At 71.9% G+C, this 18,431-nt stretch carries 15 protein-coding genes and 1 pseudogene; 4 read left to right on the top strand and 12 right to left on the bottom strand.

All coding sequences use genetic code 11. From position 1 onward, the window contains the following. Positions 1 to 22: 22 nt before the first annotated feature. From Afe05nite_RS22960 to Afe05nite_RS22950, 3 genes are all read right to left on the bottom strand, one after another. Positions 23 to 679, bottom strand: a complete 657-nt coding sequence (locus Afe05nite_RS22960; RefSeq protein WP_203819230.1) for a 4'-phosphopantetheinyl transferase family protein — start codon at positions 677 to 679, stop codon at positions 23 to 25. Positions 680 to 708: 29 nt separating this feature from the next. Continuing rightward, the gene (locus Afe05nite_RS22955; protein WP_203819229.1) at positions 709 to 1,533 is read right to left on the bottom strand and encodes a metallophosphoesterase family protein; all 825 of its coding nucleotides are present in this window, start codon (positions 1,531 to 1,533) and stop codon (positions 709 to 711) included. 143 nt (positions 1,534 to 1,676) lie between these two features. Next, a complete protein-coding gene (locus Afe05nite_RS22950) occupies positions 1,677 to 2,039 on the bottom strand; it encodes a hypothetical protein (RefSeq protein ID WP_203819228.1) in 363 nt (120 codons plus the stop codon). Between the two features lie 113 nt (positions 2,040 to 2,152). Here Afe05nite_RS22950 and Afe05nite_RS22945 point away from each other — a divergent pair, with 113 nt between their 5' ends. Beyond that, positions 2,153 to 2,497 carry an immunity 53 family protein gene (locus tag Afe05nite_RS22945; RefSeq protein ID WP_239118116.1) on the top strand — a complete coding sequence of 115 codons (345 nt, stop codon included), beginning with the start codon at positions 2,153 to 2,155 and terminating at the stop codon, positions 2,495 to 2,497. Positions 2,498 to 2,517: 20 nt separating this feature from the next. Here the strand turns inward: Afe05nite_RS22945 and Afe05nite_RS22940 are convergent, their stop codons facing one another. Beyond that, positions 2,518 to 3,369, bottom strand: coding sequence for an oxidoreductase (locus Afe05nite_RS22940; RefSeq protein WP_239118115.1), 852 nt, complete (start codon positions 3,367 to 3,369; stop codon positions 2,518 to 2,520). 80 nt (positions 3,370 to 3,449) lie between these two features. Here Afe05nite_RS22940 and Afe05nite_RS22935 point away from each other — a divergent pair, with 80 nt between their 5' ends. Together Afe05nite_RS22935 and Afe05nite_RS22930 are read left to right on the top strand one after the other, a co-directional pair. Next, positions 3,450 to 4,052 (top strand): TetR/AcrR family transcriptional regulator, encoded by a 603-nt coding sequence (locus Afe05nite_RS22935; protein WP_203819227.1) that lies wholly within the window; start codon positions 3,450 to 3,452, stop codon positions 4,050 to 4,052. Positions 4,053 to 4,156: 104 nt separating this feature from the next. After that, positions 4,157 to 5,362 (top strand): outer membrane protein assembly factor BamB family protein, encoded by a 1,206-nt coding sequence (locus tag Afe05nite_RS22930; RefSeq protein WP_203819226.1) that lies wholly within the window; start codon positions 4,157 to 4,159, stop codon positions 5,360 to 5,362. Positions 5,363 to 5,415: 53 nt separating this feature from the next. Here the strand turns inward: Afe05nite_RS22930 and Afe05nite_RS22925 are convergent, their stop codons facing one another. After that, positions 5,416 to 5,952, bottom strand: a complete 537-nt coding sequence (locus Afe05nite_RS22925; protein WP_203819276.1) for a hypothetical protein — start codon at positions 5,950 to 5,952, stop codon at positions 5,416 to 5,418. On the opposite strand from Afe05nite_RS22925, the pseudogene Afe05nite_RS22920 reads away from it, so the two are divergent. After that, positions 5,848 to 6,108: pseudogene (locus Afe05nite_RS22920) on the top strand (flavin reductase family protein); the annotation flags it as partial. The gene Afe05nite_RS22925 and the pseudogene Afe05nite_RS22920 overlap by 105 nt on opposite strands. Positions 6,109 to 6,221: 113 nt before the next feature. Here the strand turns inward: Afe05nite_RS22920 and Afe05nite_RS22915 are convergent. The 7 genes from Afe05nite_RS22915 to Afe05nite_RS22885 form a co-directional block, all read right to left on the bottom strand. After that, entirely contained in the window at positions 6,222 to 7,436 is a 1,215-nt protein-coding gene (locus tag Afe05nite_RS22915; RefSeq protein ID WP_203819225.1) for a cytochrome P450, read from the bottom strand. Next, positions 7,433 to 8,665 carry an MFS transporter gene (locus Afe05nite_RS22910; RefSeq protein ID WP_203819224.1) on the bottom strand — a complete coding sequence of 411 codons (1,233 nt, stop codon included), beginning with the start codon at positions 8,663 to 8,665 and terminating at the stop codon, positions 7,433 to 7,435. The genes Afe05nite_RS22915 and Afe05nite_RS22910 overlap by 4 nt, the downstream gene beginning before the upstream one ends. A gap of 166 nt (positions 8,666 to 8,831) precedes the next feature. Then, entirely contained in the window at positions 8,832 to 10,850 is a 2,019-nt protein-coding gene (locus Afe05nite_RS22905; RefSeq protein WP_203819223.1) for an oxidoreductase, read from the bottom strand. A 4-nt stretch (positions 10,851 to 10,854) separates the two neighbouring features. Further along, complete coding sequence (chcA, locus tag Afe05nite_RS22900) at positions 10,855 to 11,706, bottom strand: 1-cyclohexenylcarbonyl-CoA reductase (RefSeq protein WP_203819222.1); 852 nt, start codon at positions 11,704 to 11,706, stop codon at positions 10,855 to 10,857. After that, a complete protein-coding gene (locus Afe05nite_RS22895) occupies positions 11,703 to 12,866 on the bottom strand; it encodes an acyl-CoA dehydrogenase family protein (protein WP_203819221.1) in 1,164 nt (387 codons plus the stop codon). Before Afe05nite_RS22895 ends, chcA begins: the two co-directional genes overlap by 4 nt. A 5-nt stretch (positions 12,867 to 12,871) precedes the next feature. Further along, positions 12,872 to 15,859 (bottom strand): 3-phosphoshikimate 1-carboxyvinyltransferase, encoded by a 2,988-nt coding sequence (gene aroA / locus Afe05nite_RS22890; protein ID WP_203819220.1) that lies wholly within the window; start codon positions 15,857 to 15,859, stop codon positions 12,872 to 12,874. A gap of 174 nt (positions 15,860 to 16,033) precedes the next feature. Further along, the coding region (locus tag Afe05nite_RS22885; RefSeq protein ID WP_203819219.1) for a type I polyketide synthase at positions 16,034 to 18,431 on the bottom strand (2,398 nt) is incomplete at its 5' end.

Genomic DNA, 18,431 nt, shown 5'->3' with positions numbered 1-18,431 from the left:
GTGATGCCACCGGCCTCGACGGTCAGCTCGCGACGACCGCGGTCACCAGGAGGCCGCGGTCGGCGACGAACCGGCCGTGCAGGACGCTCAGGGGCGCCCCGCCGTCGACCCGGCTCCCGTCCACCAGCAGGGTCGCGGCGAACGTACCCCGGTCCGGGTCGATGGCCAGGCGCGCTTCCTCGAAGCCCAGCCAGCGGCGGGTCACCGGGAACCACGCCTTGTAGACCGACTCCTTGGCGCTGAACAGCAACCGTCCCCATTGCACGTCCGGATGCGAGCGGGCGAGCCGGTCCAGCATCTCCGGCTCGCCGGGCACCGTGATCGACAGGGCGACACCGTCGGGCAGTGGGCCGTTCGGTTCGGCGTCGATGCCGAGCAGGGACGCGTCGACGGTGCGGGCCACAGCCGCCGCGCGATAGCCGGCGCAGTGCGTGATGCTGCCGGTCATGCCGGCCGGCCACCGCGGCTCCCGTTTCGGACCGGGTCGGATCGGTGCGTCCGGATGGCCGAACGCCCGCAACGCCGCCCGGGCGCAGCGGCGCGCGGTGATGAACTCACGCCGGCGGCCCTCGACCGCTTTGTCGATCAGGTCTTCCTCGCCGGGGAACGGCGCCTCGCCCGGCACGTCCTCGAACTCCTCGACAGCCACCACCGTCGGCGGCAACAGCGCCTCGATCACGCCTCGTCCCTTCATGTCGTCGAACAAGGTCAGGGCAGGATCCTGCGCATCGGGGCCGGGGTGTCGCCGCGCCGGCGCCACTCCCGCGGGTAGCCGAGCGAGACCTCCTGGAACGGCACGCCGTCGTACTCGGTGCGGCGGGGGATGTGCAGGTGACCGTAGACCGCGACCTTGGCGCGGTAGCGCAGGTGCCACTCCGCGGTCCGTACGGTGCCGCACCACTGGGCGAACTCCGGGTACCACATCACGTCGGTCGGCTCCCGGCGCAGCGGCCAATGACTGACCAGCACCGTCGACGCGTCGGGGGCGAGAGCGTCGAGCCGGCGCGTCGTCTCGGCCAGTCGGGCCCAGCACCACTGCTCGCGGCTCGGGAACGGGTCGGGGTGCAGCAGCGCCTCGTCCGAGCACACCACACCCGACTCGTACGCGACCTTCAGCGACTCCTCCTTGGTGGTGGTGCCGGGCGCGTGGAAGGAGTAGTCGTACAGCAGGAACAGCGGCACCACCACGACCGGACCGCCGCCGCCGGTCCACACCGGGTACTCGTCCTCCGGGGTGATGACGCCGTTGTCCCGGCACATCCGCACCAGCGCCCGGTAGCGTTCCTCGCCGCGCAGCGTGACCACATCGGACGGATGCGTCCAGAGCTCGTGGTTGCCCGGCGCCCAGATCACCGCCGCGAACCGTTCGCGAAGCAGTCGCAACGTATGCTCGATGTCGGCGAAGACCTCCCCGACGTCACCGGCGACGATCAGCCAGTCGTCCGCCGACTCGGGCCGCAGGCGATCCGCCACGGCCTTGTTCTCCGAATATGAGACGTGCAGGTCGCTGACCGCGAACAAGGAGCCATTCACCCGTCGATCGTGCCACCTCGCGGCCGCGGGTGCCCGCCCCGCCCCGCCGCGGCGGGCGCGTTCACGCCGCGATGCGAGCCTTCTACCGGGCGGCGGTGGATCCCGCGACTCGCGACCATTGCCCCGGCCGCCCGGGTTCTGCGTTACTCGCCGAGCCAGGCGAGGGAGGGCGCCGGGCGTTCGTCCAGGGTGCCGTTGCGGATCCGCCACTGGGTCGCGCCTGCGCGTTCGTCGGTGATCAGGAACAAGCCGGCGGGCCGGTCGCCGTCGTCGTCGATCGGCGGCATCGCCGCCAGTTCGGCGACCGTTTCGCGGAGCCAATCGAGCTCCTGCTCCCGGACGTCACCACCGTAGAAGAGGTACAGGGTCCAGTTGAACGGCGCGGTCGGGAAGGCCCAGCCGCCCGAATAGAGCTCGTGATGGTGCCGCGTGATGATTTCCTGAGCGGTGCTGCGCTGCTCGAACTTCATCTCCAGCCAGCCGCGAGCTGAGGCGTACATTCCCATGACATCAGACTTTAGGTACGGAGGGTGCGGCACCCTCGGCCGGCGCCCGCGCCATGGCCGGGTGCTTCAAGGGCGAGGTCGCCCGGTTGCGCGGTCTTCGTCATGATGATCCGGTGCGCGAACACGACGCGGAGATGCTCGATGGCCATGGATCTGACCCGTTGACGTGGCTTCAGGCTTGGTACGCGATGCAGTGCGACGGGGATTGGGAGCACGAGTTCGGTGTCCAGGTCGGGACGCTCGACAACCCCGGCTGGACGCTGGCGATAGATCTGCAGGGCACCGCCATGGCCGGACTGACGTACGCCGGTCAGGAGATCCACCGTAGCGAGCACGACTGGTTCGTCGCCCGGGTGCTGGCTGAACGATTCGACGTCGCCTGCGGTCCGCTCAATCTCGGCGAGGCGATCCACGAGTTTCGTATGTGGGTTGCCGACAGCGCCCGGCGCAAATCCTGATCGTGGAGAGTCCTCACGCGTCAGAGCCCGAACTTGATTCCGGTCAGGTCCTCGGACACCGTCCACAAGCGGCGGGCGAGTTCCGGGTTCTTGGAGTGCTTGGAGCGGCCGATGAGCTCGGCGCCGCCGCGCATATGCATCGCGTGTTCGGGGCCGGTGAACGAGCCCGGGGGGATGTCGGCGGTGGCGGCGAACAGCACGGGGAGCGCGCCCTGCGCCGGGCTCTGGGCCAGGTGGCGGACGATGAGCCGGGTCAGGGTGCCGCCGCTTCCCGTGGTCATTGGGGTGGCGACGAGGCCCGGGTGCGCGGCGGCGGCCAGGACCGGCGAGCCGGCTTCGGTGAGGCGGCGCTGCAGTTCGGTGATGAAGAGCAGGTTCGCGAGCTTGGCCGCCGCGTAGGCCCGGGACTCCTGGTAGGGGGTCCGCTCGAAGTTGAGGTCGTCGAAGTTGATCCGTCCGGTCCGCTCCGCTTGGGAGGAGAGCGCGACGACGCGTCCGGTGACGTGCGGGAGCAGCAGGTTGGTGAGCGCGAACGGGCCGAGGTGGTTGGTGCCGAACTGCAGCTCGAAGCCGTCCCTGGTTTGTTGCCGGGTCGGCGAGGAGACGCCGGCGTTGTTGACCAGGATGTGGATCGGGTCGGACCAGCGGTCGGCGAAGCGGCGCACCGAGTCGAGGTCGGCGAGGTCGAGATGGCGTACGTCGGTCTCGCCGGGGATGGACGCCGCCGCCGCCGTCCCCTTCGCCGTGTCGCGGACGGCGAGAACGACGCGGGCGTGGGCGGCTCCGAAGGCGTGCGCGGTGGCCAGGCCGATGCCGCTGGACGCGCCGGTGATGACGACGGTGCGCCCGGTCAGGTCAGGCAAAGTGATCATGTATCTAAGCTAGGCAGTGTCTATAAAATAGTCAATGTCTAGAAAGTAGGCAGTGACTATCGTTACGGTATGCTCGGATCATGAGGCGGCCCTTCCACCACGGCAATCTGCGTGCGGTCCTGCTCGATCAGGCGGAGGTCATGCTGCGTGCCGGGGGCGTGGACGGCCTGTCGCTGCGAGAGCTCGCCCGGCAGGCCGGGGTCAGCCACGGCGCGCCCCGCAGTCACTTCATCGACCGGCAGGCCCTGCTGGACGCGCTCGCCGTTCAGGGCTTCGAGCGGATGGCCGAGAAGATCGGAGTGGCACTGCATGTGCCGGCCCCGGTCCGTGAGCGGTTCCGCCTGGTCGGGCGGGCGTACGTGGACTTCGCCGTGGACAACGCGGCGCTCATGGAGTTGATGTTCGCGGCGAAGTCGAACGAGGTGCCCGGGCCGGTCACCGACGCCGCGGTGCGCCTGTTCACGCTGCTCGACGACGGGCTGGTGGCTAACTCGAACGCCGGTGCCGGCGGCCAGCACCGGGAACGGTTCAAGCTGCTGTTCGCGGCGGCGATGCAGGGGACCGCCGCCCTCATCACGTCTCGGCGCATCACCCGGGAGCAGGGCGAAGTCCTCGTCGACGACGCGATGGACGCCCTACTCGCGTCGCAACTGGGCACGGGAATTCTCGCCGACGAGAGATGAACCGGGCGCGAAGGCGGCATCCACGCCGTCCGGAACGGGCGGCCGTGCCCGAACCCGCGCCCGTCCGTGACCGGACGGTTGCGCCGACGGGGAATGCTGATCCGATGGCACGCCGATCGATGATCCTCACGCTGGCCGCCGTCCTCGCCGTGTCCGCCGGATGCATGGGGTCGCGCGAGTCGAGCCTCGCCGACGACGGGCCGCTGACCGAGAAGTGGCGGCTCCCCGCACCGCTGCCCGCGACGAGCGGTCCGGCCTGGCAGTTCACCGATACCCAGGCGGGCTTGATCGGGCAGGGCCGGCGGCTCGTCTCGATCGACGTGGCCCGGGGCATTCAGCGCTGGGTGATCGACCTGCCGCCCGGCCACCCGGCCGTGGCCGGTTCGCTGACCGTCACCGACCAGGCCGTGGTGGCGCGGGGCACGAGCTCCGTGCTCGCCTTGTCGCTCTTCGACGGGCACACCCTCTGGGCGCGGCCGGGCCGGCAGGCGGCCGCGGTCACCGACGAGGGCGTCGTGGCGAACTGCTCCGCCGAGGGCTGCGACCTGACCGGGGTCGACATGCTCACCGGCACTGCCCGGTGGACCCGGCGGATGAGCGCCGGCGGCACCCTGACCGGCACCGACCGCAACTGCGGCTGTGTCTACTTCCTCGCCGGCCGCACCCTCACCATGCTCGACGCGGCGACCGGCAGCAGCCGCTGGACGCTGACCACGCCGGCCGGCGCCGGGACGCGCGTCCTCCCCAGCCTCTACCGGGCCATGCTCTTCACCCCGCCCACGCCGCCGTCGTGCACGGCCACCTTCCGCGGCGTCGCCGACGGCACGATCCTCTGGACCCGCGCCTTCCACTGGCGCGACCCGGCCCGCCCCGCCGCCGCCTGCACCTACGACCCGGCTCGCCTGCTGACCGCCTACGACAACCCGCGGATACCCGTCGACGGGGCGCTCGAGACGCTCGACTCGTACTCGGGGATGGTCTCCCCGCGCGCCCTCGACCCCGGCGAATATCTACTCACCGGCGATTACGGCACGCTGACCTGGACGCCCGGGGCCGGATACCGCTCCCGGGAGGGCACCGACGTCCGATCCGCGGCGATCGCGCCGCCCGACGACAACCGCCCGTGGGGCACCGTCTCCGGCTCCCTGTGGCTGGTCCGCTCCGGAGCGGGACTGACGCTCTACAGCCCGTTCGGCGGAGTCCGCTGGACCAAGCCCACCCCGGGCCCCGCGCTGATCAGCCACGACCGGCTCGTCTACCTCGACGGCACCGATCTGGTCGCCCTCGGCCCGCCCGCCCGCACCGATTGACGGCACCCGCACCACTGGACCGCCGGCGCCGGGGGACGCTCAGGTGTGCGGCTTCAGGTGCGCGGACAGGGCGGTGAGGAAGTCCGGGGCGTCGAAGACCGCACCGGCGGACACGATCCCGCCCGCGCCCGGGTGCGCCCGGTGAGGATCCGGTCGACTGCTTCCACCGCGAGCGGCCCGCTGATGGCGTAGACGTCGCGGCCGGCGCCGGTCAGGCGGCGTTCGGTGTCGCCGGAGCGGACCCGGGCGCCGACGACGAAGAGCTGCGCCGAGCGACCCCGCTCGTCGACCGCCGTAGGTGCCGACGGGTCGGGGGAGAGCAGGTCCGCGATGACGCCGCGAATCCCGAGCGGGGCGGGAAGGGACCAGCGCACCGTCGGGAGCGCGGCGTCGTGGTGTCGCAACCTGCCGCCGGTGAAGCGAACCCGGCGACCGCCGCGCCGAGACGGCATCCGTGGCGAGGGTGCCGCCGGTGGGGGGCCGGACGGGTTGCCGGATGTCCGCTGCGACTGGAAGCCCGCGCGGCGGGCATCCGGACCGACGCCGGCGGTGAGTTCCTCGTCGTCGAGGCCCACGTCGTCGCGGTGCACGCCGATTCCCGCATCGTCGTACCCGGCACCGATCACATCGACCCGGCGGCCTGGAACCCTTTGATTTACAACTTCCGCCCCTACTGCGGCCTCGGCGAGCAGCGCGGTCACAGCTTCCGCGCCGAGACGCCGTTGGTCACCGGACAGCCGCCGTGAATCCGAACCGCGCGAATCCACCTCGGTGCGGGCGAAGCTCGACCGGCTCCAGCACCGACGGCCGCGGCTGACGTTCCGGGCCCGGTCCGGCGGGGCGGCCAGGCCGGGTCGGTTCACCAGGTGACGGGCAGACTCCTGACACCCTGGACGTCGAGGCTGCCGGAGAACGGGACGTCCTCGAACGGGACCGCCAGCCGCAGGCCCGGCAACCGGCGGAACAGCGCGCCGTAGACGACCTCCAGCTCCATCCGGGCCAGGGTGTGCCCCACGCAGAGATCGACCCCGAAGCCGAAGGCCAGGTGCTTGCGGGCGGCCTGATCGATGTTGAGCACGTCCGGGTGCTCATAGACGGCCTCGTCACGGTTGGCTGAGCTGATCAGGCAGATGATGCCCTCGCCGGCCTTTATCACCTGGCCGCCGATCTCGAGGTCGGCGGTGGCCACCCGCTTGGGCGCGAACTCGGCGACGGTGAGATAACGCAGCAGTTCCTCGGTCGCGTCCTCGGCCCGCTCCGGCCCGGCCGTCAGCAGGGCGGCCTGCTCGGGGTGGCAGAGCAGGGCGAGTACTCCGGTCGAGATCATCTTGACCGTGGTGTCGTAGCCGGCCGCGACCAGAAGGGTGATCTGCAGGAGCAGCGACGGCCGCGACAGCCTGCCCTCGGCAGTGAACCCGATCAGCCGACTGACCAGGCCGTCGTCCGGCTCCCTGGACCGGAATTCGACCAGGTCGACCAGCTGGGCGACGAAGTCGTTGCGGGCGGCCAGGGCCGTCTCCGGGGTGCCGTTCCCGTCGAACAGCCGGGCCGTGGCCGCGTCGAAGCTCGCCCGCCGATCCGGCGGCAGACCCAGCACCCAGCCGACCACTGTGGATGGCACGGGTTTCGCCAGGGCCGGCACCAGGTCGACCGGCCGTGGCCCGGCCAGTAGCTGATCGATCAGGCCGTCGACCAGTTCCTCGGTTGCCGGACGCAGCGCGCGAACCCGCTTGACCAGGAAGTGGGGGGCCAGCATCCGGCGCATCTCGGTGTGTTCGGGCGGGTCCATCCGGCCGGGGGACCGCTGCCCGTCGGCGGCGCTGCAGACCGCCTTCGACAGCTCGCTGAGCCAGGGGAAGCCCGGACTGAGAGCGTCGACAACGACCCGTGAGTCGGACAGGAGCGCGCGGATGTCGTCCTGCCGGCTGATCAGCCAAGCCGAGGTGCCGTCCCAGAGGGTGGCCCGGGAGACCGGCTCCTTGGCCCGTAGCTCGGCGTACCGCGGGGGCGGGTCCATCGGGCAGCCGGGTGCTCTGCTCATCGGATAGGTAGTCGGCCGGGTGGTCGGGGTCATGCGTTCGCTCCTTCGACCCTGTCGTTCTGCGGCACCTGTGGTCGAGGGCTCAGGAGGGTGAGCACCAGGGCGACCAGGACCAGAGCGGCCCCGGCGGCGACCGCTGCCGCGGGCCCGGACCGGTCGATCAGCACCCCGGCCAGCGGGAGGCTCGACGCGGCGCCGCCGGTGCTGGCGGTGGCCAGCCAGCCGAACGCCTCCGCCCGGCGTTCGCGGGGCGCGGACTCGGCCACCTCCTCGAAGTTGGCCGCCAGGGTGGGCGCGATGGCGGTGCCGCCGAGGAACAGCACCACGGCGATGACCCCGATCGGTGACGTGGTCACGACCGGCGGCAACAGGACGGCCAGCACGGCCATCCCGATCGTGAGCCCGGCCACCCTCGGCGCCCGGGGCACTCGCCGGGCGAAGGTGCTCACCGCGATGCCGCCGGCCAGGGAACCCCCGGTCCAGCCGGCGATCAGCACCCCGGACAGGGCGGGACGGCCGATGTTCTGCGTCCAGGCCACCACCGACAGGTTGACGGTGAAGATCGCGGCCATCACCAGCATCGAGATGACGACCACCTGGACGAAGCGCCGCTCGGTGAGCAGGGACCGCTGGGCGGCCGATTCGGTGCGGGACGGCAGGCGTTCCGCACCGAGACCGGCCCGGCCGAGCGCAGCGGCGAACAGGAGCGCCGAGAGCAGGGCGACGAGGGCCGTGACGAGGACCGCCCAGGCCGGCCCGGCAACGCCGATGATCAGGGCGGCGAGCAGTGGCCCGGTGGTGGTGATCACCTCGGAGGCGGTCGCCTCGGCCGTGTAGAGCGTGCGGGTCAGCTCCGGCCCCACCACTCTGGGCCACGTCGCCCGGCTGATCTGCGATACCGGGACCGCGGTCAACCCGGTGACGACCGCGACGGCGACGACCACCGGCCAGCCGCCCGCGGGCAACGTCGCCACCAGCGTCACGATCACGGCGAGGCCGATCGCGTACGCGATGCCGGTGATCACCAGAAGCCGGCGGGTGGAGCCGCGATCCGCGGCCCGGCCGCGCAGCGGGCCCGCTACCGCCTGTCCCAGGGTGAGGGCGCCGCCGACCACCCCGACTATGCCGTACGAGCCGTTCCAGCGCACCAGCATCAGTGACAGCCCGACCGGCAGGAGCGAGACGTTGAGCCGGCCCAGCATCGACCAGAGGAAGAGTTGGGGCAGACGGGGAACTCTCGCCAGGTCCCGGACGCCGCTCACCGCGGGTCACCCGGTCCGGAAAGGAGTGCCGTCACCGTCGGGTTCCCCACCGGACGGGGAAGTCCTCGACAAGCAGCTTTGGCACGCTGGGTCCTTTTCGGAGGGAGACGGCGAATCCCCCTCAGTCAACAAGAGGGCAACGCCGGTCCAGAACCCCTACGCACCCCTAACGACGAGCGATCTCGTGCGCGGCCCGCAGCCCTTCAGCGGTGGCCCGGACGGCGTTCAGCGCGGTCACGGCGGCCGCCCCGCCGGCCGCGACGAACGGGACCCCGGCGCCGCTCAACAGCTCGCTGACGGCGGTGTCACCGACCTGCCCGGCGGCCATCACGACATGGTCCGCGGGGATCGTGAACTCGGCGCCCGCGCCGTCCACGACGCTCACGCCGGCGGTGGTGATCTCCCGGTACGCCAGGCCGGTCAGCATCCGTACGCCCGCGGCCCGGAGCTCGGCCAGCACCACCCAGCGGGTGGACGCGCCGACCCCGGCCCCGATCCGGCCGGAGCGGCGCATGATCGTGACGTCGACCTTGGACCGCTCGGCCGTCGCCCAGCCGGCTGGGAAATCGCCGGCCGTGAGCGGGTCCCGGCCGGAGCCGGTCAGCAGGTGAGCGAGGTCGACCGCGATGCCGCCCCCGCCGATGACCGCGACCCGCGGGCCGAGCACCGCCGGGTCGGCGAAGGCCGCCGGGTAGTCCAGCACGTGGGGCAGCTCGGCCCCGGACAGCCGCGGGCGCCGGGGAAGGACCCCGGTCGTGACCACGACGCCGTCCAGCGCGGCCAGGGCGGGCACGTCGCCGGCGTCGACCCGGTGGCCGAGCCGGAGGGTGACGCCGAGCTCGGTCAGTTCCCCGACCCGCCGCCGGATGGCTTCGCCGAAGGCGGCTTTGCCGGGCACCATCGCGGCGAACCGGAACTGGCCGCCGGGTCCCTCCGCGGCCTCGAAGACCTCGACCTGGTGGCCGGCCCGGGCCAGCGTGCGGGCGGCCTCCAGCCCGGCCGGCCCGGCGCCGATCACCGCGTAACGCCGGGCCGGCCGGCTGGTGCGGTGGGCCGGAAATTCCAGTTCGTGTCCCGACCGCGGGTTGACCAGGCAGGAGACGACCTCGTCGCCGAACGAGCGGTCGATGCAGGCCTCGTTGCAAGCGATGCACAGCTCGACGGCGCCGGCCCGCCCGGCCCGGGACTTGGCGACGATCGCGGGGTCGGCGAGGAACGGCCGGGCCATCGCCACGAAATCGGCCTGTCCGGCGGCCAGCACGGTGTCCGCCTGCTCGAGCCGGTCGAAGCGGTTGGCGGCGATCACGGCCACCCCGGTCCGGCCGGCCGCCGCCAACGCGTGTTTGACCGTGGCCGCGTGCCGGGCCCAGGCGCCCGCCGGGACCTGCGCCTGGACCGTCGGCACCGGGGACTCGTGCCAGCCGACTCCGACCGCCAGGGCGTCGGCCTCGTCGGCGAGGGCGATGGCCAGGTCGAGCACCTCGAGCTCGGGGGTGCCCCCGGTGATCAGGTCGGCCACCGAGATCCGGAACAGCACGGGGAAGTCCGGACCGACGGCTTCGCGCACGGCCCGCAGGACGGCCAGGGGGAACCGGCGCCGCCGTCCGGCGTCACCACCCCAGTCGTCGGTACGCCGGTTGGTCAGCGGCGCCGTGAACTGGTTGATCAGGTAGCCCTCGGAGCCCATCACCTCGACCGCGTCGAAGCCGAGCGCGCGGGCGGTGGCCGCCCCGCGGGCGAAATCCGCGATCGTGCCGGTGATCTCCTCCGGGGTCATCTCCCGGGGAGTGCTGCGGGCGAAGCGGCTGGGCACGGCCGAGGGGGCGAGGGGCGGGCCGTCCACTCCACGCACACCCGGCAGCGCGTACCGCCCGGCGTGGAAGAGCTGCGAGGCGATGGCGCCGCCGGCCTCGTGGACCGCGCGGACGGCGGTGCCCAGCGCCGATCGATGAGCGGGGTCGGTGAGAACCCCGTAGCCGGGACCGCCGGCTCCGGCCGGGCTGACCGCACTGCCACCGGTGACGATGAGACCGGCTCCGCCCTGGACCCGTTCCGCGTAGAACGCCGCCAGGGCGGCGCCGTCGTCGTCGCGGGTCTCCAGGTTGAGGTGCATCGCCCCCATGACGATCCGGTGCGGCAGCCGCAGGCGGCCGATCGTCCCCGGACGGAAAACGTGGTCGAGCATCCGCTCAGGCTGTCTGCGGCGTGCGTGTCGGCCTGGGCGGCAGTGCCAGGTCGTCGTCCGCGTCCGCGAAGAACGGCGGGGCGACCACGCTGAGACCACCGTCGACCACCAGGGTCTGCCCAGTGATGTAGCTGGCCCCCCGGCCGAGCAGGAAAGCGATCGTGTCGGCGACCTCGCCCACGGTGCCCGCCCGGCGGGCCGGGATCCGGTCCAGGACACCCTGCATGGCGGGCATGCCCTTGACGTTGTAGAAGAACTCCAGCGAATCGGAGTCGATCAGGCCGCCGTTGACCGCGTTGACATTGATCCCGTACGGGGCGAACTCCAGCGCCATGTAGCGCACCCAGGACTCGATCGCCGCCTTCATCCCGCCCAGCGTCGCGTAGGTCGGGTAGGCGCGGATCGAGCCGTACGAGGACAGCGCGACGATCCGGCCGCCGTTGTCCATCAGCTTCACCGCCTCCTTCGCGCCGAGCACGAAAGGGCGCAGGTTCATCGCGTACGACCGGTCCAGATGCTTGGGGCCGAGGTCGATAATGTTCTTGAACGCGCTGGCGGCCGCGTTGGAGACGAAGTGGTCGAGGCGCCCGCACCGGTTGGCGACCTCGTCGAAGAGCGCGGTGACGCCCTCGGTGGTCTCCACGTCGGCCTGCACGGCGAAACCGTGCCCGCCGGCCAGCGCGATCTCGGCCACCACCTGTTTGGCCAGGTCCTCGTTGCGCTTGTAGTTGACCACGACGGTGCCGCCCCGCCGGGCCAGCCGGATGGCCAGGGCCCGGCCGATGCCGCGGGACGAGCCGGTGATCAGCGAAACCTGTTTGTGCTCGGGCATCTGCTCGTTCTCCTGACTGTTCATCGGGTCTGCCCCTCGCTCGCCGCCGCGAGCTGGAGCAGTTCCCGGAAGACCACGGTCTTCTGGATCTCGTTGGTGCCTTCCTCGAAGCGCTGCGCCCGAGCGTCGCGGTACACGCGCTCGATCTTCTGCGACTTCCAGTAGCCGAGGCCGCCGTGCACCTGCAGGGCCTTGTCGGTCACCGCGGTCAGCATCGTCACGGCGTGCATCTTGGCCATCGACGACTGCAGGGAGGCGTCGGCCTCGCCGGCCTCGAACCGCCGCGCCGCGTGCAGCACCAGCTGCCGGGCGGCCTCGATGTCGGCCGCGTTCTCGGCCAGCATGAACTGGATGGCCTGGCGCTGGGTCAGCGCCTTGCCGAAGGTGACCCGGTTGCGGGCGTAGTCGACCGCGAGCTGCTGGGCCCGGGTCGCCAGGCCGACGCAGCTCATCGCCACGGAGATCCGCGACGGGGTGAGGAAGCCGCCGAGGAAGACGTCGAGGCCCTCGCCCTCGGCCCCGAGCCGGTGGTCGACCGGGACCGGGGTGCGATCGAAGGTCAGCGAGGCGTGGTCGGTGCCGACGACGCCCATCGTGTTGGAGGTGTCCTCGACCGTCACGCCGGGGGCGTCGCGCGGTACCAGCAGGGCGACGGTGCCGTTCTTGCCGGTGCTGCCCTCGAGACGGGCCGCCAGCAGGTAGTAGTCGCACCGTACGCCGAAGGTGATCAGGTGTTTGCGACCGGAGAGATAGTAGGTTTCGTCTTCCCGGACCACCGACGTGGTGATGTCGGCACCGGTGCCGTTGCCCGGCTCGGTGAGGGTGAACGCGATCTTGATCTCGCCGGTGATCGACGGGATGACGAAGCGCTTGCGCTGCTCGTCGTCGGCGTGGCCGTCCATCGAGCGCCAGATGCCGTTGACGACGTGCACGATCATCCGGATCGAGCCGTGCGAGCGGGAGAAGATCTCCATCAGTTCCATCCAGCGGGCGAAGCCGAGGCCCTGGCCGCCGTACTCCTCGGGGGCGGCGATGCGCAGGAAGCCGAGGTCGCTGAGCTCGGCCCACAGCTGCTCGGGCACCTCACCGGTCTCCTCGATGCGCTCGGCCCACAGCTCGCCCGGCCCCCGCACCCACTGCTCGACCTGTGCCCTCAGGACGCCGAACTGCTGATCATCCATCATCTGTGTCACTGCTTTCCTCGGGCGCGAAAGTCGCGCGCCAACGCTCTGAGCTCGAACTTCTGCACCTTGCCGATCGGGTTGCGGGGCAGCGCGGCGACCGGCTCCAGCCGCTCCGGCCAGTACTGCTTGGCCACCCGATGCTCGTCGAGATAGGCCGTCACCTGCACCAGCGACAGCTCGGTGCCGGGGCGCAGCACGACGAAGGCGCAGGCGCGCTCGCCGAGGCGCTCGTCGGGCATGGCGGCGATGGCGACGTCGGCCACCGCGGGATGCTCGAACAGCAACTGCTCGATCTCGGCCACCGGGATCTTCTCCCCGCCCCGGTTGATCACGTCCTTGATCCGGCCGGTGATCCGCAGCGCGCCGGCGGCGTCCAGGGTGGCCAGGTCGCCGGTGCGGTACCAGCCGTCGGCGGTGAACACCTCGGCGGTCAGGTCGGGCCGGTCCAGATAGCCGTCGAACATCGTCTGCGAGCGCAGCTCGAAGTTGCCCTCCGCACCGGCCGGCAGCAGGGTGCCGGCGTCGTCGACGATGCGCAGCTCGATGCCGTCCAGCGCGCGCCCGTCGGAGCCCCAGCGCCGGCTCGGCTCGTCGCCGGGGGCCGACAGGGTGCCGAGGCACGTCTCGGTGGTACCGAAAGCGCCGCAGACGGCGGTGCCCAGCACCCGGCCGGCCCGGTCGGCCAGGCCGCGTGGGACGGTGGCCCCGGTGGCCACGAAGATCCGCAGGTGTTCCGGGACCTCGCCGGTCAGCTCGACCGCGTCGACCAGGTCGGACAGGAACGGCGTGGCCGCCTGGACGAACGTGCCCTCGTGCTGGTTGAGAGACTGCAGGGCGCGCTTGGCGTCCCATTCGGACTGCACGATCTGCGGCACGCCGAGGACCAGCGCCAGCACCATGCCGTACAGGAAACCGGTCTGGTGGGCCAGCGGGGACGGCGCCCAGATCGTGTCCCCGGCGGTGAGGCCGAGGTGCCGGATCTCCATGGCGGCGGCCCGGGTCAGGTTGCGCGAGGGCTGCATGACGCCCTTGGGTTCCCCGGTCGTGCCCGAGGTGAAGAGCAGCTGGGCGGTGGCGGCGGGGCTCGGCACGAAGGCGTCGAGCGCCGCCCGGTCGACGGTGGCCTCAGCCAGCGATTGCGACCAGTCGCGCACGGCCGGCCCGCTGCCGTCCGCGGCCGGCAGGTCGGCCGGGCCGCCCGAATCGGCCACGACGACGACGTGCTCGAGCCGTCCCCGGTCCTCGGCGGCCAGCGCCAGCACCTCGCGGGCGGGCTCCCGCGAGCGGTAGCGGTCGGCGACGACCAGCACCCTGGCGTGGGCGCGGCGCAGTACGAAGGCGACCTCGCGCTCGCGGAAGAACGGGATGATCGGGCAGCAGACGGCGCCGATCCGCAGCGCGGCCAACGACAGCACCACGAACTCGACCCGGTTGGGAAGCTGATAGGCCAGGTTCTCGCCCGGCCGGACACCGAGCCGCAGCAGCAGAGCGGCGGCCTGCTCGACGCGCTGGGCCAGTTCGGCCCAGCTCACTTCGAGGTCGCCGTCCGGGCGGACGTCGACCAGCGCGGTGTCCGCCGGCCGGTCGGCGGCGCGGCGGCGCAGCCACTCGGGCAGGGTGACCTCGGCCGCCCGGTCCGGGTCGAGGACCTCCGGTTCCAGTCGCCGGGCCGGGCCGGCGGCCGGTGGGCGAGTCCGCACGGACATCGAGGCGCCGAGCGCGGTCATCGCGTCGAGGAAGCCGGGGTAGGAAATCCGGTAGGCGTTCGGGTAGGTGAGCGTCGTCGATCCGGCGGCCCGGGTCGAGGCCACCGCGAGCGACATCAGCACCCGGTGGTCGTTGTACGACTTGAGTCGCGTGCCCCGCAGCCGTTCCACCCCACGGATCCGCAGCTCGTCGGGGCCCAGGTCGAGGTTGCCGCCCATGGCCGCGAGCTGGGTCATCGCGGCCGCCCGGTCCGATTCCTTGAGCCGGGTGTGGGCGACGTTGCGGAAGACCGACTCGCCGTCGGCGAAGACCGCCATCGTGGACAGGATCGGCAGCATGTCGGGCATGTCACGGCAGTCCAGATCGATCGCGCGCAGCCGGGGCGCGTCCTGCCGGATGCGCAGGCCGCCGGCGGCCAGGTCGAGCTCCAGCGGCACGCCCATCGCCCGGGCGGCGTCGACGAAGTGGAATTCCGGGTGGTCGGCGGCCCTGCCCTCGAGACTCGTCATACCGCGCAACAGCACGTCGCAGGGGTGCAGGGCGGACAGTGCGATGCCGAAGGCGGCCGAGCCGATGTCCGGTGGCAGCGTCAGCTCGACCGGCTGGGCCCGCTGGCCGGGCTCGATGTCGAAGCGGCGCCAGTCGTCGGAGACCGTCACCCGCAGCCCGAACTGACGCATCATCGCGACCGTCAGCTCCAGGTAGGTCCGCTCGTTGAGCTCGCCCTCGACCTCGATGGTGGTCGGCCCGGTCGCGAACGGCGCCAGCAGGATCAGCCCCGAGATCCACTGCGACAGCGTCCCGGCGATCCTCACCCGCCCGCCGGTGGGCCGGCGGCCCCGCACGTGTACGGGCGGGCAGTCATCGGCCGACGACAGCTCCACACCCATGTGCTCGAGCGCCCGCAACAGCGGCGCGACCGGCCGGCGGCGGAAGTACTTCTGGCCGGTGACCGAGACCGCACGGTCGGACAGCGAGGTCAGTCCGATCATGAAGTACAGCGTGGTGCCGGAACTGCCGGCCGAGACCGTCTCCCGGCGGGGCTGGTAGCAGCCGCCGAGCCCCTGGACTACGTAGGTGTCGCCGGCGCGCGTGATGCGTACCCCGAGGCCGCGCAGCAACTGGACGGTGTACTCGACGTGCCGGGCGTCCGACAGGCCGTGGACGACGCTGACTCCATCGGCCAGAGAGGCCAGGATCAGGGCCCGGTGGGCGTGGTATTTCGACCGCGGGACGACGATTTCGCCGGTGACCCGATGCCGCGTTTCATTGACCAGAAGGTGCATTGTCAGTCGCTGCTCTCTCCGCGGCCGGAAATGCCGGAGCGATCGATCGACGACCGCATTTCCCAGGGGCGATCGCGCTCGATGAGAACCATTTCTCGCAGCCGATCACTGGTAACGATTAGTCCAGTCGGCGCCGGGACGCGGAACCCCTACACGGCCCTGCTCCCAGCGGATTCAGGGGATTGAGGGGAGACTAGGGGTGCCCGCGATCCCCGGTCCGTCGCCCAGTCCGCTCAGCCATTTCTCGACGGCCTCGCCGGTCGCCTCCGCGTACTCGCCGATCATCGTGCAGTGGTCGCCGGGCACGTTCGCCTCCGCGTGCGGCAGCGGCCACACGGCCCGCCAGTCGTCGCCGGTCATCGGTTCCTCCGGTGCGCCGGGGATGCACTCGTCGGGCCGGACGAACAGCGTCGGGCGATCGATCGGGTCGGGCCGCCAGCCGCGGAACATGCCGCGGTAGGTGCCCAGCGCGGTGATCCCCTCGTAGTGCATCGAGGTGAAGCGCATCCGGCGTTCGACCACCTCGTACGTCATCGCCTTGCGCATCTGGAGGGTCATCCCGTCCGGCAGGTACGTGTCCAGCAGGACCACCGCCACCGGCCCGTGTCCTTGCCGTTCCAGGTGCACCGCGGTGGCCTGGGCCAGCCAGCCGCTGGACGAGTAGCCCAGCACCGCGTAGGGGCGGCCACCGGCGGCCCGCAGCACCGCGTCGGCGAGCACCTCGATCAGCACCTCGGCCGACCCGGCCAGCGGCTCGCCCGGCAGGAAACCGGGCACTGTGACCACCGAGACCTTGCGGCGCCCCCGGAAGTAGGCCGCCAGCCGGGCGAACTGCAACGAGCCGTCGACCGGCGCGAACGGCGGGAAGCAGACGATCTGCGGCCCGCCTTCGCCCTGCGCCAGGGTGCTGACGTGGGCGCCGTGGCCCAGCTCGGCCAGGCTGCCGAACCGCTCCCGCAGGGCTGAGGCACCGGTCAGCAACGACTCGACGTCCTGCATCTTGCCGAGCAGCCCGAGCTTGCGGTAAAGGCCGACGAGGGTGTCGTTGGAGTCGCTCGGCAGCGCGGCCGGGGAAGCGGCGGGGGCCCGCTCGCCGGTGCTCTTCTCCAGCAGGTGGGTGACCAGTTCGCCGACCACCGGATAGTCGAAGACCAGCGAGCTGGGCAGGCCGAGACCGGTCAGCTTGGTGAGCCGGTTGCGCAGGTCCACCGCGGTCAGCGAGTCGAAGCCCAGGGACAGGAACTCCCGGTCCTCGGTGACCTCATTGCCGTCCGCATGCCCGAGCACGTCGGCCACCTCGCGGCGGACCAGCTCGGTCAGGTGCGGCCGCTGGTCGGCGACCGGGAGTCGCCGGAAGTCGGCCGGTGCGGTCTTTTCCGGGACGGTGACCAGGTGCTGGATCAGCGGGCTGGGCCGGTTGACGGTGAAGAAGTCCGCGAACGTGTCCCAGGCGATCAGCGCTACCGCGGCCGGGCCGGTGTGCCGCAGGGCGGCCGTGGCGTACTGCGGGGTCAGCGCGGTGATCCCGCGCCGGCCGAGCCGGCGCAGATAGTCGTCGTCGGCCATCCCGCCGCCGGCCCACGGACCCCAGGCGATCGAGGTTCCGGTCCGCCGCCGGCGAACGAGGGCGTCCAGGTGGGCATTGGCCGCGGCGTACGCGCCGGAGTAGGCGCTGCCCCAGGTCGCCGAGATCGACGAGTAGACGACGAAGGCGTCGAGATCGTCGGGCAGCAGTTCGTCGAGCAGTTCGGCCCCGACGACCTTGGCGGCCGTGGTGGCGGTGTAGGCGGCGACGTCGAGATCGGCCACCGGTAGTTCGGTCGTGGTCGTCCCGGCGGCGTGCACCACGGCCCGGATGTTCGGGTGCTCGGCGATGAGCCGGGCCACCTGGGCCCGGTCGGTGATGTCGCAGGCGACGATGCTGACCGTGGCACCGAGTTCGGCTTGCAGTTCGGCTGCGCCGGGCGCTTCCGGTCCCCGCCGGCTGGTCAGGATGAGTTCGGGTGCGCCCTGACCGGCGAGCCAGCGGGCGGTGTGGCGGCCGAGGGCGCCGGTACCGCCGGTGATCAGGGTGGCGCCTCCGGTCCACCACGGGCGGCCGGGCGCGACGGCGACCCGGCGCAGCCGGCGGCCGTGGATCTGGTCGCCGTTCAGCCGGATCTGGTCCTCGCCGGCCGTGGTGGTCAGCGCGGTGTGCAGGGCGGCGGGGTCGAGGTCGCCGTTGAGGTCGATGAGCCCGCCCCAGGTGGTGGGGTGTTCGAGGGCGGCGACCCGGCCGAGTCCCCAGGTCTGGGCCTGCCACGGATCGGTCTCGGCGGCCCGCGTGAGTGTCCACAAGCGACCCTGATGCTGAGCCTGGACCAGCGAGACGGTGGCGAGGGCGCCGGTGGAGGTGCCGGGATGGTCGGGGTGTTCGGTGGCGTCCAGGGCGAGCAGGGAGATGATCCCGGTCGTTCCGGTGGGGATCTCGGCCCCGGCGGTTATCACCCGCAGCTGGGCGCGGGAGTTCTTGAGAGCATCCAGGATCTCCGGTTCGTCCTGGCCCTCGTGCATGACGACGACCCAGTCGCCC

Source organism: Paractinoplanes ferrugineus (genome assembly GCF_016862195.1).
GTDB classification, from domain to species: Bacteria; Actinomycetota; Actinomycetes; order Mycobacteriales; family Micromonosporaceae; genus Actinoplanes; species Actinoplanes ferrugineus.
This window is presented reverse-complemented; position numbering and strand designations above follow the sequence as displayed.